The organism is Aeromonas enteropelogenes (genome assembly GCF_020097295.1).
GTDB classification, from domain to species: Bacteria; Pseudomonadota; Gammaproteobacteria; order Enterobacterales; family Aeromonadaceae; genus Aeromonas; species Aeromonas enteropelogenes.
Genome location: NZ_CP083625.1, coordinates 2930947 through 2956085, shown reverse-complemented (window position 1 = coordinate 2956085; position 25139 = coordinate 2930947). Strand labels below are relative to the sequence as shown.

21 protein-coding genes and 1 tRNA gene are annotated in these 25139 nt (G+C 62.2%); 10 read left to right on the top strand and 12 right to left on the bottom strand.

From position 1 onward, the window contains the following. Positions 1-52 precede the first annotated feature (52 nt). From LA321_RS13915 to LA321_RS13900, 4 genes are all read left to right on the top strand, one after another. Positions 53-2989: a sensor domain-containing phosphodiesterase gene (locus LA321_RS13915; protein WP_042071894.1), complete on the top strand. Its 2937-nt coding sequence runs from the start codon at positions 53-55 to the stop codon at positions 2987-2989. 65 nt (positions 2990-3054) lie between these two features. Next, a complete protein-coding gene (pflA, locus tag LA321_RS13910; protein WP_026458147.1) occupies positions 3055-3852 on the top strand; it encodes a pyruvate formate lyase 1-activating protein in 798 nt (265 codons plus the stop codon). A gap of 91 nt (positions 3853-3943) precedes the next feature. Beyond that, positions 3944-4585, top strand: a complete 642-nt coding sequence (locus tag LA321_RS13905; protein ID WP_042072388.1) for an energy-coupling factor ABC transporter permease — start codon at positions 3944-3946, stop codon at positions 4583-4585. Between the two features lie 116 nt (positions 4586-4701). Continuing rightward, a complete protein-coding gene (locus LA321_RS13900) occupies positions 4702-5892 on the top strand; it encodes an OmpP1/FadL family transporter (protein ID WP_042071898.1) in 1191 nt (396 codons plus the stop codon). Between the two features lie 248 nt (positions 5893-6140). On the opposite strand, the gene LA321_RS13895 is transcribed toward LA321_RS13900, so the two are convergent. The 3 genes from LA321_RS13895 to ycfP form a co-directional block, all read right to left on the bottom strand. Further along, positions 6141-6788 (bottom strand): hypothetical protein, encoded by a 648-nt coding sequence (locus tag LA321_RS13895; protein ID WP_052445736.1) that lies wholly within the window; start codon positions 6786-6788, stop codon positions 6141-6143. A 64-nt stretch (positions 6789-6852) separates the two neighbouring features. After that, positions 6853-8145 carry an NAD(P)/FAD-dependent oxidoreductase gene (locus LA321_RS13890; protein WP_042025506.1) on the bottom strand — a complete coding sequence of 431 codons (1293 nt, stop codon included), beginning with the start codon at positions 8143-8145 and terminating at the stop codon, positions 6853-6855. Between the two features lie 74 nt (positions 8146-8219). Next, positions 8220-8759, bottom strand: coding sequence for an alpha/beta hydrolase YcfP (ycfP, locus tag LA321_RS13885; protein ID WP_026457291.1), 540 nt, complete (start codon positions 8757-8759; stop codon positions 8220-8222). A 485-nt stretch (positions 8760-9244) separates the two neighbouring features. Here ycfP and LA321_RS13880 point away from each other — a divergent pair, with 485 nt between their 5' ends. Then, on the top strand, positions 9245-10651 hold the full coding sequence (locus LA321_RS13880; RefSeq protein ID WP_042071899.1) for a nucleobase:cation symporter-2 family protein: 1407 nt from the start codon (positions 9245-9247) through the stop codon (positions 10649-10651). Between the two features lie 57 nt (positions 10652-10708). Here LA321_RS13880 and LA321_RS13875 read toward each other — a convergent pair whose 3' ends face one another. Beyond that, positions 10709-12517 (bottom strand): M3 family oligoendopeptidase, encoded by a 1809-nt coding sequence (locus LA321_RS13875; protein WP_042071901.1) that lies wholly within the window; start codon positions 12515-12517, stop codon positions 10709-10711. A gap of 96 nt (positions 12518-12613) precedes the next feature. Beyond that, positions 12614-13528, bottom strand: coding sequence for a DUF808 domain-containing protein (locus LA321_RS13870; protein ID WP_042071905.1), 915 nt, complete (start codon positions 13526-13528; stop codon positions 12614-12616). A 112-nt stretch (positions 13529-13640) separates the two neighbouring features. On the opposite strand from LA321_RS13870, the gene LA321_RS13865 reads away from it, so the two are divergent. Beyond that, positions 13641-14243 carry a DUF924 family protein gene (locus LA321_RS13865; protein WP_042071907.1) on the top strand — a complete coding sequence of 201 codons (603 nt, stop codon included), beginning with the start codon at positions 13641-13643 and terminating at the stop codon, positions 14241-14243. Positions 14244-14299: 56 nt separating this feature from the next. Here the strand turns inward: LA321_RS13865 and LA321_RS13860 are convergent, their stop codons facing one another. Beyond that, a complete protein-coding gene (locus tag LA321_RS13860; RefSeq protein ID WP_042071910.1) occupies positions 14300-14854 on the bottom strand; it encodes a flavodoxin family protein in 555 nt (184 codons plus the stop codon). 144 nt (positions 14855-14998) lie between these two features. On the opposite strand from LA321_RS13860, the gene LA321_RS13855 reads away from it, so the two are divergent. Then, the gene (locus tag LA321_RS13855) at positions 14999-15454 is read left to right on the top strand and encodes a winged helix-turn-helix transcriptional regulator (RefSeq protein WP_082043419.1); all 456 of its coding nucleotides are present in this window, start codon (positions 14999-15001) and stop codon (positions 15452-15454) included. Between the two features lie 89 nt (positions 15455-15543). Here LA321_RS13855 and LA321_RS13850 read toward each other — a convergent pair whose 3' ends face one another. From LA321_RS13850 to LA321_RS13835, 4 genes are all read right to left on the bottom strand, one after another. Then, positions 15544-16803 carry a dicarboxylate/amino acid:cation symporter gene (locus LA321_RS13850; protein ID WP_026458311.1) on the bottom strand — a complete coding sequence of 420 codons (1260 nt, stop codon included), beginning with the start codon at positions 16801-16803 and terminating at the stop codon, positions 15544-15546. Positions 16804-17008: 205 nt separating this feature from the next. Further along, positions 17009-17479 carry a CC0125/CC1285 family lipoprotein gene (locus tag LA321_RS13845; protein ID WP_042071913.1) on the bottom strand — a complete coding sequence of 157 codons (471 nt, stop codon included), beginning with the start codon at positions 17477-17479 and terminating at the stop codon, positions 17009-17011. Between the two features lie 151 nt (positions 17480-17630). Beyond that, positions 17631-17707 (bottom strand) — tRNA-Pro (locus tag LA321_RS13840). Between the two features lie 206 nt (positions 17708-17913). Next, entirely contained in the window at positions 17914-19257 is a 1344-nt protein-coding gene (locus LA321_RS13835; protein WP_042071915.1) for a dihydroorotase, read from the bottom strand. A 79-nt stretch (positions 19258-19336) separates the two neighbouring features. Here LA321_RS13835 and LA321_RS13830 point away from each other — a divergent pair, with 79 nt between their 5' ends. Next, the gene (locus LA321_RS13830; RefSeq protein WP_042025497.1) at positions 19337-20212 is read left to right on the top strand and encodes a 6-carboxytetrahydropterin synthase; all 876 of its coding nucleotides are present in this window, start codon (positions 19337-19339) and stop codon (positions 20210-20212) included. A 67-nt stretch (positions 20213-20279) separates the two neighbouring features. On the opposite strand, the gene LA321_RS13825 is transcribed toward LA321_RS13830, so the two are convergent. Further along, positions 20280-20912 (bottom strand): LysE family translocator, encoded by a 633-nt coding sequence (locus LA321_RS13825; protein ID WP_042025496.1) that lies wholly within the window; start codon positions 20910-20912, stop codon positions 20280-20282. Between the two features lie 147 nt (positions 20913-21059). After that, on the bottom strand, positions 21060-23072 hold the full coding sequence (locus LA321_RS13820; RefSeq protein ID WP_042071918.1) for a methyl-accepting chemotaxis protein: 2013 nt from the start codon (positions 23070-23072) through the stop codon (positions 21060-21062). A gap of 248 nt (positions 23073-23320) precedes the next feature. On the opposite strand from LA321_RS13820, the gene hinT reads away from it, so the two are divergent. Continuing rightward, on the top strand, positions 23321-23671 hold the full coding sequence (hinT, locus tag LA321_RS13815) for a purine nucleoside phosphoramidase (protein WP_026456433.1): 351 nt from the start codon (positions 23321-23323) through the stop codon (positions 23669-23671). After that, on the top strand, positions 23671-25113 hold the full coding sequence (locus tag LA321_RS13810; protein WP_042072391.1) for a COG3014 family protein: 1443 nt from the start codon (positions 23671-23673) through the stop codon (positions 25111-25113). Before hinT ends, LA321_RS13810 begins: the two co-directional genes overlap by 1 nt. The last annotated feature ends 26 nt before the right edge of the window (positions 25114-25139 follow it).

The window sequence follows — 25139 nt, the reverse complement described above, 5'->3', positions numbered from 1 at the left end:
TTTGCAGTATTCTTGCAAGCCCGACGGTTGCTTAACAGGATGTTGTTTGTTCATGTCGTCTACCGCACTCAGTCAGATCTCTTCTCCCCGCCAGACGCCGCTCTTTTTTCGTCTGGATAGGCACAGCCAACGGCTGGTCGCACTGACCGACGTGATGCAGACACCGCTCTATTGGCTCGATGAGCCCAGAGCCCCCTGGCCAGCCCAGCTTCCCGACGCCCTGCGCCACCCCATCGAACAGCTGCTGGCCAATGGCCAGGGGGGCAAGATCTCCCTGCGCTTTGCCGAGCAGCAGTGGCACATCGCCATCGCCCATGAACAAAATGACTTCTGGCTGATCTGCCTGCAGCATCAGCGCCAGCTTCCGGTGGCCGATCTTGCCCTGCAACTGCCGCGGCTGAGCCAGATGGCAAGCCAGCAACAGTATGCGCCGCTGCTGGAGACGCTGAAAGAGACATTGGGGGCCGATCGACTCATTCTCTGGCACTACCAGGCCAATGGCGAGCTGGGGGGTGAACAGCTCAGCCCGGTGTTTACCCTGGGGGTAGAGAGCCTCTATCCGATCCGGGGTGACAGTCGCTACATTCGCGCCCTGCGCACCCGCAAATCCTTGAGTTTTTCCGAGGCTGCCCACCAGCCGATGCTGAGCCAGCACCTCTATCTGACCAGCGCCGGCGTCCGTTCACGCCTCGATTGCGCCCTGCTTGAGCAGGACAAGCTGTTTGGTGTCCTCAGTCTCGAATACCTGGAACCAACCCCCATCAGCGACGAGATGCTGCAACTGGTGCGCCACAGCGCCCAGCTGCTTGGCCACTGGCAGCCAGGAGACGAATCCCATGACGACGAGCCTACCCTGCCCGCCGAGCTGCACCGGCTGACCGGCATCGACTACTGCAAGACCCTGGTGCAGTGGGCCATGACCATCAGCGGGGCCCGTATCGGCCTCATCGGTGAGTACCAGCCCCGCGGCCAGGAGCTCTGGATCATCCCCCGCTGCGTCTTTCATGAGCAGACCTTCTCCACCCTCAAGCCAATCCAGATGGATCCTGGGCCGGGCAGGGAGCTCTTTGAGCATGGGCAGGCCCTCTATGTGGAAGATCTGCCCCTGCGCTATCCCAATGCCACCAAGCTGCTGGCCACCAATGCCAACGCCTATGTCGGCATCCCCCTGCACGGGGCCGACGGCACCATCATGGGTCACCTCTCCCTGCTGCTCGATGCGCCGCTGGCCGATCCCGAGCCCCTGCTCGATCAGCTGAGCAGCCAGCACGAGCGGGCCGCCATCGAGCTGCGCCGACTCGCCGCCGACGATGCGCTGCGCCTGGCCGAAGTGGCCTTCAATACCCATGACGGCCTGGTGGTGATGGATCACCATGGCATCGTGCTCAAGGTCAATCTCTCCTTCAGCCGGATCACCGGCTTTAGCGAGGTGGAGGTGATTGGTCACTCCATTCGCCAGCTGCGTCCCACCTACTATGGGGACGATCTCAAGGAGGTGGTGCGACGTGCGGTCACCGAACAGGAATTTTGGCTCGGCGAAGAGCAGTGCCTGCACAAGGATGGCCACCTCTTTCCGGTGCGCCTGATGGTGAGCGGGGTCAAGGATGGGCAGGGAGAGATCAGCCACTTCATCTGCAGCTTCTACGACATCACCCAGGAGAAGGAGGCTGCCAGACATATCGAGCAGCTCGCCTACTACGACGATCTGAGTGGTCTCTACAATCGCCGCAGTCTCAACGATGCGCTGCAACGCACCCTGGGTGAATCCAGCGGCCAGTGGGGCGCCCTCTTGCTGGTGGATCTCGATAACTTCAAGTCGATCAACGACTCCCTCGGCCACGCCTGCGGCGATCAGCTGCTGCAGGCGGTGGTGCGCCGTTTTCGGGAGTTGCCTCAGGACAACCTGATCCAGGCCCGCATCTCGGGAGACGAGTTCGCCCTGCTGTTCACCCAGCTGGGGCAAGGAGAGGTCACCGCCAAGATCCTGGCGGAACACTTCGCCCGCGAGTTGATGGGGCTGTTTCGTACCCCGTTCGACATCGGCGATCACAAGCTGCACTGCAGCGCCTCTGTGGGGATCAGCCTCTTTACCAGCAACGGCATGGATCACCTGACCCTGATGCAGCAAGCCGATACCGCCACCCACATGGCCAAGCGTACCGGCCAGGGCAGCTACGTCTTCTTCAGCGAGGCGATGGCCCAGCAGGAGAAAAACCGCCTGACCCTGACCAACCAGCTGCGCGATGCCCTGCGCCACCATGAGCTGCTGCTGCACTACCAGCCCCAGTACCGGGTCGACAACGGCAGCCTCTCCGGCATCGAGGCCCTGCTGCGCTGGCAGCGCAGCGATGGCACCATGGTGCCGCCGGGGGAGTTCATCCCCATCGCCGAGGAGACCAGCCTCATCCTGGAGATCGGCTACTGGGTAATGAAAACCGCCTGCGCCCAATACAGCTTCTGGCTCAACCAGGGGCTCCAGATCCCTCACCTCTCGGTCAACGTCAGCGCCCGCCAGTTCCATACCCAGGGCTTCGTGCAGCAGGTGGAGTACATACTGCGCGATACCGGCGTCCCCCCCTCCCGCCTGTTGCTGGAGGTGACCGAGTCCGTGGTGCTGGAAAACCGCCGCGAGAGCATTGCCCGGATGCACCAGTTGAAAGAGCTCGGTATCCTGCTCTCCATCGACGACTTTGGCACCGGCTACTCGTCGCTGGCCTATCTGCGCGACCTGCCCGCCGACGAGGTGAAGCTCGACAGAAGCTTCATCCAGACCCTGGTGCACAGCGAGCAGGACAAGGCCATCGTCAAGGCGATCCTGGATCTGGCCCAGGTGTTCCATTTCACCGTGACGGCGGAGGGGGTCGAGGATGAGGCCCAGCTAGCCATCCTCAAGGAGTTGGGTTGCCAGCACTACCAGGGCTTCCTCACCTGCCGTCCGCTCCCCGTCAGGGCACTCGAACAACTGCTCGGCGGCCATCCGGCAGACTAAAGGTGTAGGAACAATAAGGATTTATGTAATAAAATAACGGCCTGCGCGAATCGTTGGAGTTGCCTATGTCTGTCACTAACCGGATCCCTGCCGTCGAAATCAGCGAACAAGCCAAGCCCCAGGGGGTCATTGGCCGGATCCATTCCGTTGAAACCTGCGGCACTGTCGATGGTCCGGGAATCCGCTTTATCGTATTCATGCAAGGGTGCCTGATGCGCTGCAAGTACTGCCACAACAGGGACACCTGGGATACCCAGGGTGGCCGTGAAGTGACAGTGCCGGAGTTGATGCAGGACATCACCAGCTACCGCCACTTCATGAATGCCTCCGGCGGCGGTGTGACCGCATCGGGCGGCGAGGCCATGCTGCAACCGGCCTTCATCACCGAGCTCTTCACCGCCTGCAAGGAGAAGGGCATTCACACCTGCCTCGACACCAACGGCTTCGTCCGCCATCTCGACGACCAGGTCGATGCCCTGCTCGACCAGACCGATCTGGTGCTGCTCGATATCAAGCAGATCAATGACGAGAAACACATACCCCTGACCCACGTCAGCAACAAATACACCCTGGAATTCGCCCGTCACCTGGCCGCCAGGGGCAAGACCATGTGGATCCGCTACGTCGTCGTCCCCACCTGGAGCGACGACGACGAGAGCGCCGACGAGCTGGGCAAGTTCATCGCCGAGCTGGGCGAGAGCGTCGAGAAGGTGGAGCTGCTGCCCTATCACGAACTCGGCAAACACAAGTGGGACGTGCTGGGGGATCCTTACGAGCTGAGCGGTATCAAGCCCCCCAGCAAGGAGACCATGGACAGGGTCAAGGCCATCATCGGCAAGTATCACCCCAACGTGAAATATTGATGCCCACGGCAGGCTGGACCATCAGCCTGCTTCAGGCCCGGGCGGCAGGGAGTGCGCTGCCCGGCAACTTCTCCAGGCAATGGACGCCCCCATGAGTGAAGGACAACTCGCCGCCCTGCTGATCTGGCTGTTGCTATTGGTGTTCAGCCTGCGCCGCCCTCTGTGGCAAACCCTCCATGACAATCCCCTTTACCAGCATCTGCTGCTGGGCAGCGCCATCGCCCTGATCCCGCTCTGGTATTTGCGCGCCGGCCTGCACGAAGGGCTGGAGGTCCACTTTCTCGGCCTCACCACCCTCACCCTGCTGCTGGGCTGGCGACTGGCCCTGCTCGCTCCTTGCCTGACCCTGCTGGTGCTCGGCTATTTCGGCGTCACCAACCTGGCTGATTTTGGCTGGCAGGCCCTCATCGGCATCGGCTTGCCGGTGGCCACCAGCTGGCTGCTGTTTCTGGCGAGCTGGGCCTGGCTGCCCCGCCATCTGTTCGTCTATCTCTTCGTCGCGGCCTTTCTCGGCGGCGCCGTCACCATCTCGGTCAAGGTGGTGGCCAGCGCTTTGTTGATGAGAGTGAGCGGTACCTATCCCTGGCATACCATCAGTGCCGACTACCTCTCGATCTGGCCTCTGCTGCTGTTTCCGGAAGCCCTGCTCAACGGCATGGCGATGACAGTGCTGGCCATCTATCGCCCCCACTGGGTCAACACCTTTTTCGACCGCACCTATCTGGGGCGCTGAGTCTCCTCTCGCCAGCCCAAACAGAACCCTATATAAATGGAGACAGCGCCATCGATGCCTGTCCGGATCACCCGTGCTCGCTACCCGGCTCAACGTTGCATGAAAAAGGAACTTGTATGAAACGACTCGACTCGCTGTGGTCCCTGTGTCTGCTGTTCACCGCCACCAGCCAGGCTGGCGGCCTCTACCTCTATGAAACGGGCACGGATGATGTTGGCCTTGCCTCGGCAGGCATGGCCGCGCGGGCACAGGATGCCACCGTGCAGTTCATGAATCCGGCTGGCCTCAGCCGCCTGCAGGGGCGCCATCTCACCATGGGTGGCCAGGCGCTTTACGGGGACGTGCCCTACGATCTGGCGGACGCCTCCCAGCAAGATGTCGATACCGTGGTGGGCTGGTTTCCCTCTGCCTCCCTCTACTACAGCCAGCAGATCGACGACCGCTGGACCCTGGGCTTCGCCACCTACGGTAACTTCGGCCTGGGGCTCGACTTTGGCGGTTGGGCCGGGCAACAGCTGGTGAAGGAGGCCACACTGATGGCGCTGACGATGCAACCCTCCGTCGCCTACCGGATCGACGAGCACTGGTCCCTCGGAGCGGCAGTGGGTCTCAACTACGGACTGTTCGCCCTCAAGCGCGAGACAGACCACGGCGAGAGCAAGCTCGACGACAGCGACTGGGCCATCAATGGCAAGGTTGGCGTGCTCTATGAGCTCACCCCGGCGACCCGCTTTGGCCTCGGCTACAGCAGCGAAATCAAGTATCACTTTGACGTTCAGACCCAGATCACCCTGCAAAGGCCCAACATGCCCGGGATCTCGGCTCAGCTGCCCATCTCCGGCATGGTCAACAGCCCGCAGCAGCTGATGCTGAGCGGCTACCACGAACTCGCTCCCGACTGGGCCCTGATGGGCAATCTGGGGTGGCAGGACTGGAGCCGCTACAACGGCAACGACGTGAGCATCGTCGGCGTCAGCAAGGGGAACAAGGGGCTCTTCCAGGATACCTATCACGTGGCCGTGGGGCTGCAGCACACCCTGACACCCCAGTGGGTGCTCAATGGCGGGCTGGCCTATGACAGCAGCGTTTACAAGGATCAGGACAAGACCTCCCTGACCATTCCGAGCGGCGCCGCCGTCCGGGTCGGGTTCGGGGCCAGATATGCCCTCAATCCCAGGGAGAGCATAGGGGCCGCCATGGAGTACATCGATCAGGAGAGCGCCAGCGTCCAGGCGGACTACCTATCAGGCAGCTACGACAACCCCAGCTTCTATTTCTTCGCGGTCAACTACAGCAAGCAGTTCTGACAAGAGGCATGATCGAGGGGCAAGAAGCCCCTTTCTCTTGTCACCCGTCATGTACGCCGGGGCCGGCTTCTTTCGCTGGCCCCGCCACAAGCCCGGCTCATCGTTCCAATCAACATGAACAAGATGGCAGAGAGGTGCGGCCGAAGAGGCATTGCCCGGCGTTATCGACAAAGCCGGGCGTCAAGAAAGGAGTAGAGAGACATGCGACCAGATGAGAAGGCTGACCGCAGATTGGCAGGGAGTGCGCCTCAGCGCATGTAACCACCCTGGGTGAGGATCCCGTAGGCCACATAGTTATACCCCAACAGCTCGATCCCCTCCTGCAGCGCGGTTTTGAAATCGAAGCCACTGTCCATGCCCAGCAGATCGTTCCAGATGAGGGAGCCGCTGCCAAACACGCGGCTGAAGACGGCGACCAGCAGCAGGCCAAAGAGCGCGAACAGCGCGCTTCTGTGCCGGACAAACTGGACACCACCGCTTAGCAGGGTGTCACGCCCGTGACGCCAGGTATGTACCAGGGTCAGGCTGGCCAACAGCAGGGCCGGATATAGCCAGAAGCCGTGCCACACCCTGTCGAAGTAGACGTCAAGTTCGCGGATCAGCAGGCAACCAAAGAAACCGGCGAGCAGCCAGAGAAAGGCGCGTACCGCCGGTATGGTCCGCCCTTTCCAGTACAGGCTGATGACGATGGAGAGCAGCACTCCCTCCTGCAGCAGCTCGGTGATGGAGTCTTCCCCCACCCCGTTGTGCAACCAGTGCAGATCGAGCACGACCGTCACGGCCGGCATCAGGGTCAGAACCAGGAGAAACAATACGTCGCAGGCGGCGCGCAGCAGGATGCTCAAGGGGCCGGTCAGGCCGAGAAAAGGGATGTTTTCGCAAGAGGTCGTATTCATGATCGTGCCTCGTCGATGGTTACAAGATGGGTAGGACCCGGCAGCCGCCGGGTCCTGGTCGCTGTCAGTGCAGCTTCAGAGTCGGGCGCAGTACCCGGTTGATGCGGCCCACCAGCATGATGAGACCGGTTTTGATGTAGCCGTGCAGGGCGATCTGGTGCATCCGGTAGAGGGAGATGTAAACCAGACGGGCGATGTAACCCTCCACCATCATGGAGCCACGCATCAGGTTGCCCATCAGGCTGCCCACGGTGGAGAAGCGGCTCAGCGACACCAGGGAGCCGTGGTCGTGGTAGAGGTAGGGCTTGAGCTCACCGCCGTTCATCTTGGCCAGGATGTTCTTGAACGCCTGGGTCGCCATCTGGTGGGCGGACTGGGCGCGCGGCGGCACGAACTTGCCATCCGGCTGCGGACAGGCGGCGCAGTCACCGATGACAAAGATATTCTCGTCACGGGTGGTCTGCAGGGTCTCTTTCACCACCAGCTGGTTGATGCGGTTGGTTTCAAGGCCGGCGATATCCTTCATGAAATCCGGCGCCTTGATGCCAGCCGCCCACACCATGAGGTCTGCTTCAATGAGCTCGCCATCTTTGGTGTGCAGACCATCGCTGGTCGCCTCGGTGATCATGGTGGCGGTACGCACATCCACGCCCAGCTTGACCAGCTCCTGATGGGCGGCGCCGCTGATGCGCTCCGGCAGGGCCGGCAGGATACGAGGGCCAGCTTCCACCAGGGTGACCTTGAGGCTGTCGGTGGTGAGGTTCTTGAAACCGTAGGCGTAGAGCTGCTCCACCGCGTTGTAGAGCTCGGCAGAGAGCTCTACACCGGTAGCGCCGCCACCCACGATGGCGATCTTCACCTTGTCGCCCGGCTGGTATTCGGTGGCGAATTGCAGGAAGCGGTTCATCATGCTGTTGTGGAAACGGTGCGCCTGGGAGGGGCTGTCCAAGAAGATGCAGTGATCCTTGATGCCCTTGGTATTGAAATCGTTGGAGACGGAGCCGATGGCCATCACCAGGTAGTCGTAGGGCAGCTCGCGCTCATGGACTACCACTTCGCCATTTTCGTCGTGGATGGGCGCCAGTACGATGCGCTTTTCTTCACGCTTGATATCGGTCAGGGTGCCGAGCTGGAAGTCGAAACCGTGATTCTTGGCGTGGGACTGGTAGCTCAGGGCGTCGATGCCCGCGTCCATGGAGCCGGTGGCCACTTCGTGCAACAGGGGTTTCCACAGGTGGGTACGGTTGCGATCCACCAGGGTGATCCTGGCCTTGTTCTTCTTGCCCAGCTTGCGGCCCAGACTGGTGGCCAGCTCCAGGCCCCCAGCGCCGCCGCCTACAACGACAATATTCATCATGATGGTTTTCCTCGGTTCCTCAAAACGAAAGGGAGCCTTCGGCTCCCTAAAACGAAATCGGTCGACGTACCGGATCAGGCTTCTTTGAAGGCCTTCATCCGTTGCAGATGGTGCGAGATGTTCTTGAATTTATGGGTCTCGCGCTCATCCCATACGATGTCGTAATAGTTCTTCAATTCACGCTCAGTGTCCCGATTATCTCGCACTTCATCCGCAACGGAAAGGATGCACAGGCAGTTTCCTGAATTTTTCTTACGAAATTCAGTTACACATTTAGTGCCTATGTCCTCGTACTCCTCCGGCCGGTCGATCTTGCCCTGCATGTTCTCTTCCGGGTGCAGATTGGGGTTGAAGATCACCTGGCGGATGCCGCACAAAAAGCCGATACGCTCGCTCCAGTAGCCACCGAGCCCTACCCCGCAGATGAGGGGCTTGGGATCCGAGCTCATGTCGAGCTGCTTCTTCACTTCCTTGAGCAGATGGCTCATGTCGTGACGGGGGTGAACCGTGCTGTAGTGGACGAAACGCACATCATCATCAATAAACTGCAACTGCAGCACTTTCTCATGATTGCCGGGGCTGGTGGCATCAAAGCCATGCAGATAGATGATCATGGATAAGACCTCAAGATCTGTGTCAGTTCTATCGAAACTACCCCGCGCTAGCCTCATGCGCCACCAAAACATCCTGCTTTCTTGCTTTGGATCACGCCAGATGCCCCCCGCTGGCAGGGGCCACGACCCCAGTGATGGCGCGGCTGGCACACAATCTCTATCAAACTGAGAGGACACGGCCGAATAATGATAACCCGGCTACCAATCTGAGATCGCCGTCCGACCAGGAAACAGCGCCAACCCGACATCCTGGTCGCCAGGATGTGACCCGCTCCGCAAAACGGCCCTCTTTCCCCCTGCCCTGCACCTCTTGATAACCAAGCAAGCACGCTTTGTGCACTCCCTCTGGCCATGACTGCGCGGCCCCCTCATCCCCTGTGTCGATGAAAAAGGGCCCTGTCCAGAGACGATCGCAATGACCGGAAGCTTCGGCTTTCACTATCTTGCCCGCGCCTGTCGCCCGGGTTGCAAGGAGTGATGTGTTCATGAACGAGACCAATCCCCCCTCCCCCCAAGCGGGGCAACGTCAGCGCCCGGTCGATGAGGTAGAGCGCATGCTACCGCCGGGTCAGCTCTTCACCCTGGGCCTGCAACACGTGCTGGTGATGTATGCCGGCGCCGTGGCAGTGCCGCTGGTCATCGGTGGTAGTCTGGGGCTGCCCAAGGAGCAGATCTCCTATCTCATCAGTTCGGATCTCTTCTGCTGCGGCATCGTCACCCTGCTCCAGTGCCTCGGCATCGGGCGTTTTGCCGGGATCCGCCTGCCGGTCATCATGTCGGTCACCTTTGCCGCCGTGATGCCCATGCTGGCCATCGGCGCCAACCCGGATCTGGGGCTGACCGGCATCTTCGGGGCCACCATAGCCGCGGGCATCCTTTCAACCTTATTGGTGCCCCTCATCGGCCGCCTGATGCCGCTCTTTCCCACAGTAGTGACCGGCGTGGTCATCACCTCCATCGGGATCAGCATCATGCAGGTGGGGATCGACTGGATGGCCGGGGGCAAGGGCAATCCCGAGTACGGCAGCCTGCGCTACATCGGCACCAGCTTTCTGGTGCTCGCCTTCATCCTGCTGGTGACCCGCTTCACCAAGGGATTTTTCAGCAACATCTCGGTACTGCTCGGCATCCTGTTTGGCTTCGGGGTGGCTATCGCCATGGGCGAGGTAAGCCTGGACGGCCTCAATGACGCGGCCTGGTTTGCCCCCATAGTGCCGTTCGCCTTCGGCTGGCCCACCTTCGACCCTATCTCCATCGCCACCCTGACGGTGATCATGCTCATTACCTTCATCGAGTCGATGGGGATGTTTCTGGCTCTCGGCGACATCGTCGGTCACCCGGCCAGTCGCGGCGACATAGTGCGCGGGCTGAGGGTAGATGGCATAGGCACCATCATCGGCGGCATCTTCAACAGCTTCCCCCACACCTCGTTTTCCCAGAACATCGGGCTGGTGAGCGTGACCGGGGTATCGAGCCGCTGGGTCTGCGTGATGTCGGGGGGGATCCTGCTCGCCTTCGGCCTCATTCCCAAGATGTCGGTGCTGGTCGCCTCCATTCCCCCCTTCGTGCTGGGGGGTGCCGGCATCGTCATGTTCGGCATGGTGCTGGCCACCGGCATCCGCATCCTGGCGCGGGCCGACTACAACAGCAACCGCCACAACCTCTACATCGTTGCCATCAGCTTGGGGGTCGGCATGATCCCCACCGTCTCCGGCCACTTCTTCCAGCACTTCCCAGCCGCCCTGCAGCCGCTGTTTCATAGCGGCATCCTCTTGGCCACCATCAGCTCTGTGCTGCTCAACCTTTTCTTCAACGGCTATCAGCCCGATACCAGCCACCAGACCCGCCCCCTGCTGGTGGGGCCCATCAAGCCCCGGCAGGAGCGCTCCTGACAAAAAAGCCCCGGACAGCCATACTGTCCGGGGCCCTTTACCTCTTATGCCTGGCGGTTACACCGCCAGCTGCTCGAAGCGATCCACCGCCGCCGCCACCAGGGCCAGGCTCCCCTGCCAGAAGGCGGGCTCGCGAATATCCTGCCCCAGGTGCTTGGCCACCAGCTCTTCGGCACTCATGCGGCCGGTATCGCGCAACAGGTCTCGATAGGCCTGCGCCACATTCGTCTCCCCTGCCGCCTGACGATGCATCAGCTGCTGATAGACCCCGAGGCTGAACAGATAGCCAAACAGATAGGGGTAGTTGTAAAAGCCCAGGCCCGCGATGGAAAAGTGCGCCTTGGCCGCCCAGAACATGGGGTGATAGCGGCACAGGCTCCCCTCATACCAGCGGCCCCAGGCCTCGTCTGTCATCGCCTTGAGCTGCCCGGCCGGCACATAGCCCTGCTCGCGCGCGGCCACCAGGGCGCGCTCGAAGTCGAAGCGGGCTGGGATATTGACCAGGAAGGTGGCGGCACCATCGGCCTCGGCCCAGGCGATGGCCAGCAGATCCTCCGGGCTCTGCGCCTGCTCAAGCAGGGCGCGGCGCACCAGGGTCTCGGCGAAGATGGAGGCAGTTTCGGCCAGCGTCATGGGATAGCCGCGCTGGCTCATGGGCAGATCGCGGATGAGCCAGTTGTGCCATGCGTGGCCGAGCTCGTGGGCGAGGGTGATGACGTTGTCCATGGTGCCGGCGTAGGTGACGAAAACCCGCGGCTCCACCGGCTCGGCAAACTTGGTGCAGTAGGCTCCGGTGCGCCGGTTGGGAGTGGGGGCGGCATCAATCCACCCCTTCTCGGCCATCATGCGGGCAAAGTCCCCCATCTCGGGGTCGAAGCGGGCGAACGCCTCGGCAATGATGGCGATCGCCTCCTCGAACGGGATCTCGCGGCTGCTGGCGGCCGGCGGCGGGGCAAACAGATCCTCGGCCCCCATATCCTCAATGCCAAGACGACGGGCCATCAGCCCCAGCGCCCGCTGCCCCAGCCCGCGGGCGAGATAGGTCTGCGCCATCAGCGTATCCAGGGTGGCCCGCTCGATATGGCTCTGGTGACAGGAGAGATCGAGCGCATCAAGCCGGCGCTCCCTGCCGCGCTGGCGCGAGAGCTCCAGGCGCCAGCCATTAAGAGCGTTGAGGATGGCGGCCACCGTCTCCTCCTCCCCTTCCCAGCCGGCGCTGATGGCATCGAACGCCTCCCGGCGCAGGGCTCGCAGCGGGCTCGAGAGCAGGTTGCTCGCCTCGGCCAGCCCCATCTCGCGGCCGTCGATCACCAGCCGGATCTTGCCCACCAGATCGTTGTAGAGGTTGCCCCAGGCGTGCAGACCGTCGGTGCCAAGGCCGATCACCAGCTGCTCCGCCGCCACCGGCAGGCGCTGATCCTGCAAAAGGCGCTCGTGGCGCAGCCGGTACGCCTCCTCCCCGAGCAGGGGATCCTGCATCAGCCGGGTAAACTGCGCCTCCGGCAGCGCCAGCATCAGGTCTTCCACCGGTGCCAGGGTCTTGAACAAATCGGCATTGAGGGCACGGGCGCGGGAGGCCAGCTGCTTGGCGAGCACATCCCGGGCATCCTGGCTGCCCCGGCAGGCCGCCAGAATGGCGACGTTCCAGCCGATATTGCGGATGCGCCGGGCGCGCAGGCGCACCTCCCGCAAGAAATCCTGCAGGGCATCTGGCTGCCCTTTCACCTGCTCCAGGGTGCCGATAAAGGTGGTCAGCTGGTCAAGGCTGGAGCGGGCCTGCGCCATGTCCGCCTCAAGCTCGGGGCAGTCGAGGGCGGGATAGATGTGTCGGTTGTCCCACTGCTGGGGGTAAGGTGTTTGCTGCATAAAGAAGATGCCATCAAAATCTGGCGGGCCATGCCCGCGAAACAAGAGGGCGGCGCAGGGGCCGCCCGTGAAACGTGACGCGCAACAACAGCGCCCTTATTTGGCGGGTTTGAGCTTGCCTACCAGAGTCATCACCACCACCAGCACCAGGCCCACCACCACGCCGGCAAGGGCATTGAGCAGGGTCGGGATCAGGGCAGAGAGCACGGCGCCCACGGCAGGCAGGGTGGCAACGGCCGCGGCCGTGCCTTCGGTCAGATGATGGGCAAAGGGCAGGCCGTGCATCAGGATGCCGCCCCCCACCATGAACATGGCGATGGTACCGACCAGTGCCAGCAGGTGCATCAGGCGGGGCGCCGTCACCAGCAGCCCCTGCCCCACGCTACGGCGCAGGGCACCGCCATCGGGCTTTTGCAGCAGATGCAGGCCGATGTCGTCGAGCTTGACGATAAGCCCCACCAGGCCGTAGACCCCCACCGTCATCAACAGGGCGATCCCCGCCACTACCGAGAGCTGCAGGGCCAGGCTCGCCCCCTGCACGGTGCCGAGGGCGATGACGATGATCTCGGCCGACAGAATAAAGTCGGTGCGAATGGCCCCCTTCACCTTCTGCTGCTCGAAGGCGGCCAGATCATCGGGGATGGGTTCGTCCTGCGTGGCGTGTGTCTCTTCGTGGGGCAGAAACTTGTGGACCAGCTTCTCGGCCCCCTCGAAACAGAGATAGGCCCCCCCCAACATCAACAAGGGGGTGATAAGCCAGGGCACCAGAGCACTGATGGCGATGGCGGCAGGCACCAGGATAAGCTTGTTGCGAAGCGATCCCTTGGCTACCGCCCACACCACCGGCAGCTCCCGCTCGGCCCGCACCCCGGAGACCTGCTCGGCATTGAGGGCAAGATCATCCCCCAGCACACCGGCGGTCTTCTTGGCTGCCACCTTGGTCATCAGGGCAACATCATCGAGCACGCTGGCAATATCATCGAGCAGGGCCAACAAACTGGTTCCGGCCATCAGGAATTCCTCATTTCGGGCAAAAGATGTCACAGTGTAACGATAAGCGACGCCGTCGGCAGCAAGCACGTCGCCCCTTTTGAGCCTTATCCCCCTGATACAAGGAGTCTTTATGCAACCCTGGCAGCCCCTGCTCGATCTCTGGTTTGGCGATGATGCCGACGATGCGGCCCGGGCCAAACGGCAAGCCCCGCTCTGGTGGGGCAAAGACACGGCGACGGATAGCATGCTGGCCAGCCGCTTCGGCGAACTGGCTGAGGCCGCAGCCAACGGCCGGCTCGGCGACTGGGCCGAAGTTCCCGCTGGGCGGCTGGCGCTGATCCTGCTGCTCGACCAGTTGCCGCGCAATATCCATCGCGGCACTCCGGCTGCCTTCGCCCAGGATGCCAAGGCCCGCGAGCTCTGTTTGCAGGGGTTGGCACAGGGGGCGGATCAGGCACTCTCGCCGCTGGCCCGGGTCTTTTTCTATCTGCCGCTCGAGCATGCGGAATCCCGTGAGCTGCAGGCCCGCAGCGTGGCACTGTTCGATGCCCTGGCAACGGAGCAGGCGGCAGGGCCCGCCCTCACCACCTTCGCCGGCTTTGCCGACTTTGCCCGCCGCCATCAGCTGATCATCGAACGCTTCGGCCGCTTCCCTCACCGCAATGCTATCCTGGGCCGCTCCGATAGCGAAGACGAAGCCGCCTTCCTGCAACAACCCGGTTCCGGTTTCTAACCCTCACGCCATAAAAAACGCCAGGGGCTCCCCTGGCGTTGTCATGTTCCGATGCGCTAGCCGCGCAGGCGCGCCGCCACCGACGCCACCCGGGCGCCGTAGAGCCGGGCGCTCTCCAGATCCCCGCTCGGTATAGCGTCGGCTCCGGCGTCCGACGGGCCCTGGGCCAGCAACCCCACCGAACCGCCCAGGCTGTTGAGATCGGCCCGGGTGGCCGCCTGGGTGTTGGAAGGCAACTGCCCCAGGCTGACCCAGATACCACCATGCTGGGAGGCCAGGGTCTGCAGGTAGATGAGAGTCACCTGCTTGTCACCGTTGAGGCTGGCGCTCACGGTAAAGCCACCAAATACCTTGTCCTGCCAGGCGCGGGTAAACCAGGCCTTGGAACTGGCGTCGGCGAACTTCTTGAACTGCCAGGGCACGCCGCCCATGTAGGTTGGGGCGCCGAAGATGATGGCATCGGCAGCGTCCAGCGCGGCGAACGCTTCAGCAGAGATCTCCCCCTGCTCATCGATGACGACTGACTCGGCGCCGGCGCCCTGCGCCACCTCTTCGGCCACACGGCGGGTGTGCCCATAACCGGAAAAATAGACCACGACTGTCTTGGCCATCTGCTCTCTCCTTGCGAGTGCGAACTGCATGCTGCAGAAAAAGGCGGCCCCGGGATGGAGCCGTCATCGAGGGATGATGGTATCTTTAAGAAACCTGGTCGCCAATGAGTGGCGCCAAGGTACCCTGGTTACCCGGAGGAAACCATGTCCGATTACAACGTCTACTCCCGCCACTGCCCTGCCCGCCTCTTCTTCGACCGGCTGGCCGAGCGCTGGGTACTACTCATCATCGGCCTGCTGCGCCAGCAACCGACCCTGCGCTTCAACGAGATCAAGCGGGAGGTAGATGGCATCTCCCAGAAGGTGCTGTCGCAAAAGCTCAAGCTGCTCGAGCGAGACGGCCTGGTAGCGCGGGAGGTTTACCCCTCGATGCCGGTGCGAGTCGAGTACCGCCTCACCGAGCTCGGTCGCTCTTACGCCGACACCATAGAGCAGGTCTCCCAGTGGGCCCAGCAGCACGTCGAGACCCTGCTGGCGGCCCAGCTGCGTTTCGACGAAACCCAGGCAGCCGAGGAAGAGGAGCGCGCCCGGCCGCCCCTGCGCTTCCTCCCCCCGCTCAACAAACCCGCCAATCCCGGGAATAACAAGAACGGCGACTGACGGCCAGCCAGGCGCCAATAAATAATCCCCGTCATGACGGGGATTTTTTCAGGTCAGGGGCCAACACCAGCGGTCTGCCTGGAGCAGACTCACACCTTGACGGGTTCACTCTCCCCTTGCACCACTGTCTCGCCCAGGCTGTCCTCGGTCTTGGCCACCACGCTCGCGGCGATGGCGTTGCCCAGCACGTTGGTGGCGGAGCGACCCATGTCGAGGAAGTGGTCGATCCCCAGCAGCAGCAAGACGCCGGCTTCGGGAATATGGAACTGGTTCAGGGTGGCGGCAATCACCACCAGGGAGGCGCGCGGCACCCCGGCCATCCCCTTGGAGGTGACCATCAGCAGCAACAGCATGGTGATCTGCTGGGCCATGGAGAGCTCGATGCCATAGGCCTGGGCGATGAACATCACCGCGAAGGTGCAGTACATCATGGAGCCATCCAGGTTGAAGGAGTAGCCCATGGGCAGCACGAAGCTGGCGATGCGCTTGTCACAACCGAATTTTTCCAGCCGATCCAGAGTCTTGGGATAGGCCGCCTCGGAGCTCGCGGTGGAAAATGCCAGCAGGATGGGTTCGCGGATCATGGCCAGCAGCTTGAGCACCCGCTCGCGCAGGAACAGGCTGCCCATGGCGACCAGCAGCAACCAGAGACAGCCCAGGGCAAGATAGAACTGGGCCATGAAGCTGCCGTAGGTCAGCAGGATGCCGAGCCCCTCCTTGGCCACCATGGCGGAGATGGCACCAAACACCGCGAATGGCGCGAAGTTCATCACATAGCCGGTGACCTTCAGCATGATCTCCGCCGCGCTGGCCATCAGCACGACCACCGGCTTAGCCAGATCCCCGAGGGCGGCAGCGGCCAGCCCGAAGAAGAGGGAGAACACCACGATCTGCAGGATCTCGTTGGTGGCCATGGCCTCCACCACGCTCTTGGGAATGGCGTGGGTGACAAAGTCTTTCAGGGTGATGGCGCCCACCGCAATGCCGGAGCTGGCGGTGTCATCGGGCAGGGAGAGGGAGAGGCCGACGCCCGGTTGCAGCAGAGTCACCATCACCAGCCCCAGGCTCAGGGACATCAGGGAGGCCAGCATGAACCAGCCCAGGGTCTTGGCCCCGATGCGGCCCACGGTGCGGGTATCGCCCATCTTGGCGATGCCGACCACCAGGGTGCTGAAGACCAGGGGGGCGATGATCATCTTGATCAGTCGCAGGAAGATATCGGTAAGAATCGTGATGTTGCTGGCGAAATCCACCGCCTGGTCGGCGGCAAACAGACGATAACCCTGACCGGTGAGGATGCCAAACATCATCGAAATGAGGATGGCGACCGTCAGCTTATTCATTTTCATGGGGGTTTCTCGATAGAGAGTGATACAAGCCTTCATCAGTGGCAGTGGGTGCCACTAAAGTCCGTTTTTGTGATCCGACCCGTTGACTCCGGATAGTCGGTATGCTGGGAGCATGCCTAAAAGCGAGGGGTAAATCCAGAGCCTGGCTCCGGAATTTTATGCTGCTGGCAGATGTATATTATCTACACCTTGCCGAACCATTATATTAATCGCTGTTTATTTCTATGTTTGCGAGATATTCAGCCGAGAGACTGTTTTTGTCCGTCGCCTCATTGTCGAGGGTAAACACCAGCAGGGCCGAGGTGGTGTGCTGGACATGCATCTCATCGAGAAAGGGATCCGGCTCATCCTCGTCAAAATCGAAGACGGGGCGCGAGGGGGTCACCCGGATGGCGTCCCGGCTGATCGTCAGCTCATCCACCCGCAACTGCCGATATCCTTCGGCCAGCGCCATCTCCCCTGCCCGCTTGAGCACGTACTTGCGAGCCGTCTCCCTGTCCACCAGATCGTTGCCGACAAATTCCAGCTGCCAGGTGGTGGGGCCAAGCCGGGTCTGGGAGAAACCGGTTTGCCCGTTCCAGAAGGATTTTTCACTGTGATAGGAGGTGGCGCAGCCGCCGAGCAGCAGCGTCGCCAGCAACAGCCACCGGACAGGGGCGAGGATGGATGCAGACAAGAGAGGCCTCCGGCACAAGGCTGATGGAAAGACGCCGTTACTAGAGCACAGGCCGGCGAGCGAGACAATCGCCGAGCGCGAGGCCAGCAAGGGGAATACCGGAAAAAGAAAAAGGCCTTGTCACAAGACAAGGCCTTTATTCGGGGAATGATGGTCGGCGTGAGAGGATTTGAACCTCCGACCCCTGACACCCCATGACAGTGCGCTACCTGGCTGCGCTACACGCCGACGAAGTCAGTCTGAGCTGACGGGGGCTGAGTTTATGGAGATGCTCCCCCCCTGTCAACAAAGAAACCGCCACAACGATGCGTTCGCCTGCTTTGCGAGCAATCTGCGCTCAAAGTGCCGCCATTAGCCCATTATCTGCCCGCTTGCAGGACTCAAAGGCCAATAGCTCCTACCATTGCCCTGCTCGCGTCCCCTCATCAACCGGCTCAGCGGTTGAAAGTCAGCCGCTTGCCCAGCACCTGATCGCTGACCTGGCCGTTTTGCCAGGCTACTTGACCGTTCACCAAGGTCATCTCAACCGTGCTGTGGAAGCGGTAGCCGTTGAACGGCGACCAGCCGCAGTGGTAGAGGATGTTGTCATCGTTGACCACGTAGGGCTTGCCCAGATCCAGCAGCACCAGATCGGCGAAGTAACCCTCGCGGATATAGCCGCGATCCTGCACCTGGAAGCGCTCGGCCACTGCGTGGGAAGTCTTCTTGACGATGGTTTCCAGGGTGAAGACGCCGTTGTGGTAGAGCTCCAGCAGCGCCAGCAGGGAGTGCTGTACCAAGGGAATGCCGGACGGCGCCTTGAAGTAGCTGTTCTGCTTCTCTTCCCAGGTGTGGGGCGCGTGGTCGGTGGCGATGATGTCCAGCACGTCGTTGCGCACCGCGTCGAGCAGGGCTCGCTGATCCGCGGCGCTCTTCACCGCCGGGTTGCACTTGATCTGGCTGCCCAGGGTCTCGTAATCGGCGTCGTTGAAGAAGAGGTGGTGAACACACACCTCGGCGGTGATGTTCTTGTCTTTCAGCTCGCTCAGGTCGTGGCTGGCTGTAAAGAGCGACAGCTCCTTGGCGGTGGTGAGGTGCAGCACGTGCAGCTTGGCGCCATATTTTTTCGCCAGCGCCACCGCCATGCTGGAGGACTTGTAGCACGCCTCGTCGCTGCGAATGCGGCCATGCTCACCCATTGGCACGTTCTCGCCCCACTTGGCCCGCGCCGCCTCTTCGGCCTGGGCGATGGTCGGGGTGTCTTCGCAGTGGGTGACGATCATCACCGGACTCTCGCGGAAAATCGCCGCCAGGGTCTCCTGATTGTCCACCAGCATGTTGCCGGTGGAGGAGCCCATAAACACCTTGACCCCGCAGGACTGCTTGGGATCGAGGCGCTTGATTTCGCTCAGGTTGTCGTTGGTGGCGCCGAGGTAGAAGCTGTAGTTGGCCACGGAGGCGTTGGCGGCTATCTGGTATTTGGCTTCGAGGGCTTCGAGGGTGGTGGTCTGGGGATTGACGTTGGGCATTTCCATGAAACTGGTGGTGCCGCCGGCAACCGCGGCCCGGGATTCGCTGGCGATGGTCCCCTTGTGGGTCAGCCCCGGCTCCCGGAAGTGGACCTGATCATCGATCATTCCCGGGATGAGGTGACGACCCGCAGCATCGATGACCAGCGCGTCGGAAGCCTCGATCTGCGGGGCGATGCGGGCAATCCTTTCCCCCTCGATCAGCACGTCGGATGCATAGATGCGGCCTTCGTTGACCAGGGTGGCATTCTTGATAAGCAGTTTGTTCATGGGGGGTTCCAGTTCCTTTGCCGATAATCGCGGGTCATAATATCGCAAACTGCCCTTTCGCTATAGCAAGGCCTGACTGATGAAGTTATTTGTAAGAGATTTGACCGTGATCGACTCCAGCTACCTGTGCGAACGCCGCGGCATGGTAGGGGAAAGCTGGCTGGTGGATATCGAGATGAGTGGCGAGCTCAACGAAATGAGCATGCTGCTGGACTTTGGCCGGGTGAAAAAGCTCATCAAGTCGATCATCGACGAAGAGGTGGATCACAAGCTGCTGGTGCCCACCGAATGCGCCCTGATCCATGTCGAACATCTGGAGGGGGACGAGAGCACCGTCGACCTGCTGCGCCAGGGGCGCTCCATCCACCTGCGCTGCCCTACCCAGGGCTTTGCCTTCATCCCGGCGCCCCAGGTGGACAAGGAGTCCGTCACCCGCTACCTGCTGGCGGTGCTGGCCAAGCGGCTGCCCGGCAACATCAAGGATCTCTCCCTGACCCTGCGCCAGGAGCAGATCGAGGGGGCCTTCTACCACTACAGCCATGGTCTGAAGAAACACGACGGTAACTGTCAGCGCATCGCCCACGGCCACCGCTCCCCCATCGAGATCCACGTGGATGGCGAGCGGGATGAAGAGCTCGAGCAGAACTGGGCCGAGCGCTGGGCCGATATTTATCTGGGCACCGAAGAGGACAGGGTCGCCCTCACCGAGCTGACCCTGAGCGCTCGCGCCAACGTGTTGCTGGGGGATCACCACGCCGGTTTCAAATATGTGGCGCCGCAGGGGCTGTTCCAACTGGCCATCCCGTCCGCCGAGGTGGAGATGATCGACACCGACACCACGGTCGAGCTGCTGGCCCACTACATCGCCCGGGAAGTGAAAAAAGCGGTGGGTGACAAGTTCGTGAAGATTGTCGCCTATGAAGGGGTTGGCAAGGGCGCCATCGCCTACGCCTGATCCCGGCGCTACTCAACCTGATAAAAAAGGCTCCCTGCGGGGAGCCTTGCTGTTTCTGCCCGTCAGCCTAGCTACGCCCCTGAGCCAGCAGGCGAACCGCCAGCAGCCCCAGTACTGTGGCCATCAAATAGCGCTGCACCGCCAGCCAGAGGCGATGGCGGGCAAACCAGCCGCTAAGACGGGCGGCGGACAAGGCCACCGAGAGGTTGACGGCCGCGCTGATAAGAATTTGCACTGTGCCGAGCTGCAGGCTCTGGCCCAGTACCGTGCCCGCATCCGGCGAGATGAACTGGGGCAACACCGACAGATAGAAGATCGCGACCTTGGGGTTGAGCACGCTGGTCAGCAGCCCCATCAGAAACAGTCGCCCCGGGGAGTGCGCCACCAGCGGCGCCGGTTCGAACGGGGAGCGGGAGCCTGGCTTGATCCCCTGCCAGGCGATCCAGAGCAGATAGAGGGCACCGGCCACCTTGAGCAGCTCGTAACCCATGGGGATCGCCATGAAGAGCGCCGTGAGGCCGATGGCGGCGCACAGCATGTGCACGGTAAATCCCAGCACCACGCCGCCCCAGGACATGATGGCCGCCACGCGCCCCTGACAGAGGGAGCGTGACAGCAGGTAGAGCATGTTGGGGCCGGGCGTCAGGGCCATCAGGAGAGAGGCACCGGCAAACAGCAGCAACTGGCTTAGGGAGATCATGGTTACGTCCTGACGTTCAAGTGGCTCTAAAGGCGGCAGATCCGGCTATGCTGGCGCACGGCAACCCGGCTTTCCGTGACCGGGATCGGCCTTTGGCACTGCCGGATAAAAAAGGGGCCCGCAGGCCCCCATGTAAAACATCCAGATTCAGGCGCTGAGCCGGAAGCGCTTGACCAGCTCCTCCTGCTGCTCGGCCAGCGCATCGAGCTGCTGGCTGGTCTCGGCGACCCGCTCTATGCCCTGATAGTTGAGATCCGAGATATCCGAGATGCGGTTGAGGTTGGTGGCGATATCGGCGCTGGTGGCCTGCTGCTGCTCGGCGGCGGAGGCGATTTGGCTCGACATGTCGCTGATCAGCACCACAATTCCCTGCACCTCCTCCATGGCGTTGTTGGCGTGGGAGCTCTGATCCATGCAGCTGTCCATCTCGCGGGAGCACTCCTGCATCACGGCCACCGCCTTGGCGACCCCCTGCTGCAGGTTCTCGATCATGGTCTGGATCTCGCTGGTGGACTGGGCGGTGCGCCCGGCCAGGCTGCGCACCTCGTCGGCCACCACCGCAAAACCGCGCCCCTGCTCGCCGGCCCGGGCCGCCTCGATGGCGGCGTTGAGGGCCAGCAGGTTGGTCTGCTCGGCAATGCCGCGAATGACGTCGAGGATGTTGCCGATCTGGCCGCTCATGGCGTTCACATCGCCGATCACCTTGCCGGTCTGCTGCAACTTGCCCGCCAGCTGATGGGTGGTGGTGATGTTGCCGGCCATCACCTTGCGACCGGTTTCGGAGGCTTTCTCCACGTCCATCACCCGCTCCAGGGTCTGGTTGGCAGCCTGGGCCACCTCCCGCACCGAGGCCTCCATCTGGGTCATGGCGGCGGCGACCGAGGCGGTCTCCTGGCGCTGTTTTTCCAGATCCGCCCGCACTGACTCTGTGGTGTGACGGTTGCCGTGAGCGGCGTCATTGAGCTGGGCAGAGGCTTGGGAGAGCTGGGTCAGCACCTCCCCCATCTGTTCGATCAGCAGGTTGACCTGCTTGCCGAGCTGGCCGAATTCGTTGTTGCTGCGAAAGCCGATGCGCTGGGTCATGTCACCCCCGGTCACCTCGTTGAGCACCCGCAGCAACTCCTTGAGGGGGCGGCGAATGGCCTTGCCCAGGGTGTAGGCCACCAGGATGGCGATCAGGATGGCGACCCCTATGCTGGCCCCCTGGGTGAGGGTGCTCTGACGCTGCACCTGCTCGGAGGCCAGGATGCTGCGGTTCATCAGCTGCTGGCTCTGGGCGGTGATCTGCTCCAGCTTGCCCTGGATCTCGACGATGAGGGCGCTGGCCTGCCTGCTCTGGCTGCGCATCCGCTCCTGCTCGCGCATCAGGGTCAGGTACTGGGCGAGCACCCCATCGCTGCCGGTGGTGTCGCGCACGAAACCGTGGACATAGTGGCCCATGTCATTGTCGAAATTCGCCAGCTCATTTTGCAGATCCTTGATGGTGCTGTTGAACCCCTCGATCTGCATCTTGTTGCGCTTGAGCGCCCCCTCGATGGGGGCCGGGATGCTCTGGTTGAGGGCATCCATGGTGGAGAGCTCGATAGCAGAGAGCTTGGTGGTCAGGGTCTCGGAGAGCATCTTGATGAAGCTGTCATCGATGCTGACCATCATGTCCCCCAGGTTCTTCTTGAACTGGGGCAGGCTGACCTGAAATTGCCCCTTGGCCAGATTGACCTTGTGCAACCGGGCCAGCAGCGCCTCATGCTCGGCAGGCAGGGTGTCGGTCAGTTTCAGATAGTCGCCGGCCAGCTGCTCCAGCGCGGCCATCTGTGCCTGCAACTCGGGATGGCTGGCCGCCTGCTGCTTGAGGGTGGCCAGGGTCTTGTTGACCTGGGCCTTGGCCTGCTGCAACTCGGCCACCTCGGCCGGGATCAGCTTGCTGTCCTGCTCGGTCAACACGTCGGTGAGCCACTTGTTGGCACTGAGCAAACTGATCTGGGTCTGGGAGCTGGCGATCACCAGCGGCATCGACTGCTGGGTCACCTGATCCAGGGCATCCCCAAGGGCCCCCTGGCTGCGAAAAGTAAGCAGTGAGCTGGCCACCATCACGGCCACCAGAATGGCGAATCCAAGATAGACTCGCTGCAAGATGGAGAGATCTGACATGGTTTGTTTCATTATTGTCCCGCTGTATATGCAAAAGTCCCTTGCCTGAGTACCCCGTCCCTTTGATACCCTGCAGCCACCCGCCCGGGTAGTGCCATGACGTCCCTCTGGCTATCGGTATTTTTAACAATAACTGAAGGGAATGGGACATCAGCTGTGTCAAATGTCGGCTTGTGTCACACTTGGCGTGCAGCGCTGCCCCATCAAGGGGTCAATCAGGGCTCAGTTTCAATTTTCTTTTTCATATAAGGGAGTTAGCAATGGCGCAAGAAACCATTTTCAGCAAAATCATTCGCAAAGAGATCCCCGCTGACATCCTCTACCAGGACGAACTGGTGACCGCGTTTCGCGACATCCAGCCCAAGGCCAAGACCCATATCCTGATCATCCCCAACGTGCTGATCCCCACCGTCAACGATGTGGAAGCCGAACACGAACTGGCGCTGGGCCGAATGTTCACCGTGGCCCGCAAGCTGGCTAGCGAGGCCGGGATCGCCGAGGATGGCTACCGCCTCATCATGAACTGCAACCGCCACGGTGGGCAGGAGGTCTATCACATCCACATGCACCTGGTCGGTGGCCAGCCGCTGGGACCCCTGCTCAGCCTGTGATATCTCGCCTTCAACTGGCCGGCCTGTTGCTGGCCAGCTCCCTGCTGGGAGGCTGTGCCTCCCACTGGCAGGACATGTTCGTCTCCTACTCCGATCAGATGGTACCGCTGCGCAACCAGCTGCTGCTGGGGCACGCCGCCGAGGCCCTGCCCGAGGTGCGCGACTCCACGGTGGGAGATGACACCTATGTGCTGGACAGGCTCGAGCAGGGGCGCATCGCCTGGCTGGCCGGCCAGGATGCCAAGAGCAAGCAGGCCTTTGCCGCCGCCGACAGCCAGCTCGTCTGGGAAGACAACCAGGCCGAGTACCGGCTGAGCCACGGTCTGGCTCAGGTGGGCAGCCTGCTCACCAACGATCAGTCGATGGCCTATCGCGCCCCCGATTACGAGCGCACCATGCTGCACCACTATCTGGCACTCGGTTACCTGCAACGGGGGGATGCCGAGGGGGCTCTGGTGGAGGTGCGCCGCGCCAATCAGGTACAGGAGCGCGCCCTCAAACGCCGGGCTGACGAGGTGCGCAAGGCAAAGCAAAAGAGCGAAGAGGCCGAGGCTGATACCGCAACTGAAGGGGAGATGCGCCAGCTGGTATCGCGGGCACCGGATCTCGACCGACTCATCGGCCGGGTGAAAAACGGCTTTCAGAACGCCTACACCTTCTATTTCTCCGGGGTGCTCTACGAGGCGGCCGGGGATCTCAACGACGCCTGGGTCGACTATCAGCGCGGCTACCAGATAGCGCCGAACAACCGCAGCCTGCAGGATGCCCTGCTGCGCCTCGCTCGCCTGCGGGGGGCCGCGGACGAGATCCGCGAGACCGAGAAGAAGATCGGCCGCAAGGCTCCGCCGCTCGTCCCCTCTATTGCCAAAAAACAGGGCCAGCTGGTGGTACTGTTTGAAGATGGGCTGATCCCGGCGCGGCGTGAGCTGTTCCTGCCGCTGCCCATCTCCACTTCTGGCGGTGATTTTCGCACCTTCACCGTGGCGGTACCCTATTACGACAACCGGACGAGCGACACCGGGCCGCTGACCGTTACCCTCGGCAAGCGGGTCGAGCAGACCAGTGAGCTGGTGCGGCTCGAAGCGCTGGCGGCCAAGGATCTGCAGGAGCGATTGCCTGGCATGCTGACCCGCCAGGCCCTGCGTCTGGTAACCAAGGAGCAGCTGCGGCGCACCGCCGCCAAGGAGGGGGGCGATGTGGGCAACCTGCTGGTGGGGATCTTCAACACCCTCTCGGAGCGGGCCGATACCCGCAGCTGGCTCACTCTGCCCGCCCAGGCCTCCAGCTGGCAGGGCATGTTGCCCGCAGGTGAAGTACAGCTTGTTCTGGGGGCCGGCAGCGCCACGCGCCAGCTGCCCCTCACCATTCACGGCGGACGCACCACCCTGGTATGGGTGCAGCGCCTCGGCGTGGGACTGACCAGCCGGGTGATGCCCCTGTGAGCAGGTTTGGCCGACAAATCATGAAC

Excerpts from the sequence above, each read along its gene's own strand:
- LA321_RS13915 (WP_042071894.1), top strand. The coding sequence starts at position 53 with ATGTCGTCTACCGCACTCAGTCAGATCTCTTCTCCCCGCCAGACGCCG.
- pflA (WP_026458147.1), top strand. The coding sequence starts at position 3,055 with ATGTCTGTCACTAACCGGATCCCTGCCGTCGAAATCAGCGAACAAGCC.
- LA321_RS13905 (WP_042072388.1), top strand. The coding sequence starts at position 3,944 with ATGAGTGAAGGACAACTCGCCGCCCTGCTGATCTGGCTGTTGCTATTG.
- LA321_RS13900 (WP_042071898.1), top strand. The coding sequence starts at position 4,702 with ATGAAACGACTCGACTCGCTGTGGTCCCTGTGTCTGCTGTTCACCGCC.
- LA321_RS13895 (WP_052445736.1), bottom strand. The coding sequence starts at position 6,788 with ATGAATACGACCTCTTGCGAAAACATCCCTTTTCTCGGCCTGACCGGC.
- LA321_RS13890 (WP_042025506.1), bottom strand. The coding sequence starts at position 8,145 with ATGATGAATATTGTCGTTGTAGGCGGCGGCGCTGGGGGCCTGGAGCTG.
- ycfP (WP_026457291.1), bottom strand. The coding sequence starts at position 8,759 with ATGATCATCTATCTGCATGGCTTTGATGCCACCAGCCCCGGCAATCAT.
- LA321_RS13880 (WP_042071899.1), top strand. The coding sequence starts at position 9,245 with ATGAACGAGACCAATCCCCCCTCCCCCCAAGCGGGGCAACGTCAGCGC.
- LA321_RS13875 (WP_042071901.1), bottom strand. The coding sequence starts at position 12,517 with ATGCAGCAAACACCTTACCCCCAGCAGTGGGACAACCGACACATCTAT.
- LA321_RS13870 (WP_042071905.1), bottom strand. The coding sequence starts at position 13,528 with ATGGCCGGAACCAGTTTGTTGGCCCTGCTCGATGATATTGCCAGCGTG.
- LA321_RS13865 (WP_042071907.1), top strand. The coding sequence starts at position 13,641 with ATGCAACCCTGGCAGCCCCTGCTCGATCTCTGGTTTGGCGATGATGCC.
- LA321_RS13860 (WP_042071910.1), bottom strand. The coding sequence starts at position 14,854 with ATGGCCAAGACAGTCGTGGTCTATTTTTCCGGTTATGGGCACACCCGC.
- LA321_RS13855 (WP_082043419.1), top strand. The coding sequence starts at position 14,999 with ATGTCCGATTACAACGTCTACTCCCGCCACTGCCCTGCCCGCCTCTTC.
- LA321_RS13850 (WP_026458311.1), bottom strand. The coding sequence starts at position 16,803 with ATGAAAATGAATAAGCTGACGGTCGCCATCCTCATTTCGATGATGTTT.
- LA321_RS13835 (WP_042071915.1), bottom strand. The coding sequence starts at position 19,257 with ATGAACAAACTGCTTATCAAGAATGCCACCCTGGTCAACGAAGGCCGC.
- LA321_RS13830 (WP_042025497.1), top strand. The coding sequence starts at position 19,337 with ATGAAGTTATTTGTAAGAGATTTGACCGTGATCGACTCCAGCTACCTG.
- LA321_RS13825 (WP_042025496.1), bottom strand. The coding sequence starts at position 20,912 with ATGATCTCCCTAAGCCAGTTGCTGCTGTTTGCCGGTGCCTCTCTCCTG.
- LA321_RS13820 (WP_042071918.1), bottom strand. The coding sequence starts at position 23,072 with ATGAAACAAACCATGTCAGATCTCTCCATCTTGCAGCGAGTCTATCTT.
- hinT (WP_026456433.1), top strand. The coding sequence starts at position 23,321 with ATGGCGCAAGAAACCATTTTCAGCAAAATCATTCGCAAAGAGATCCCC.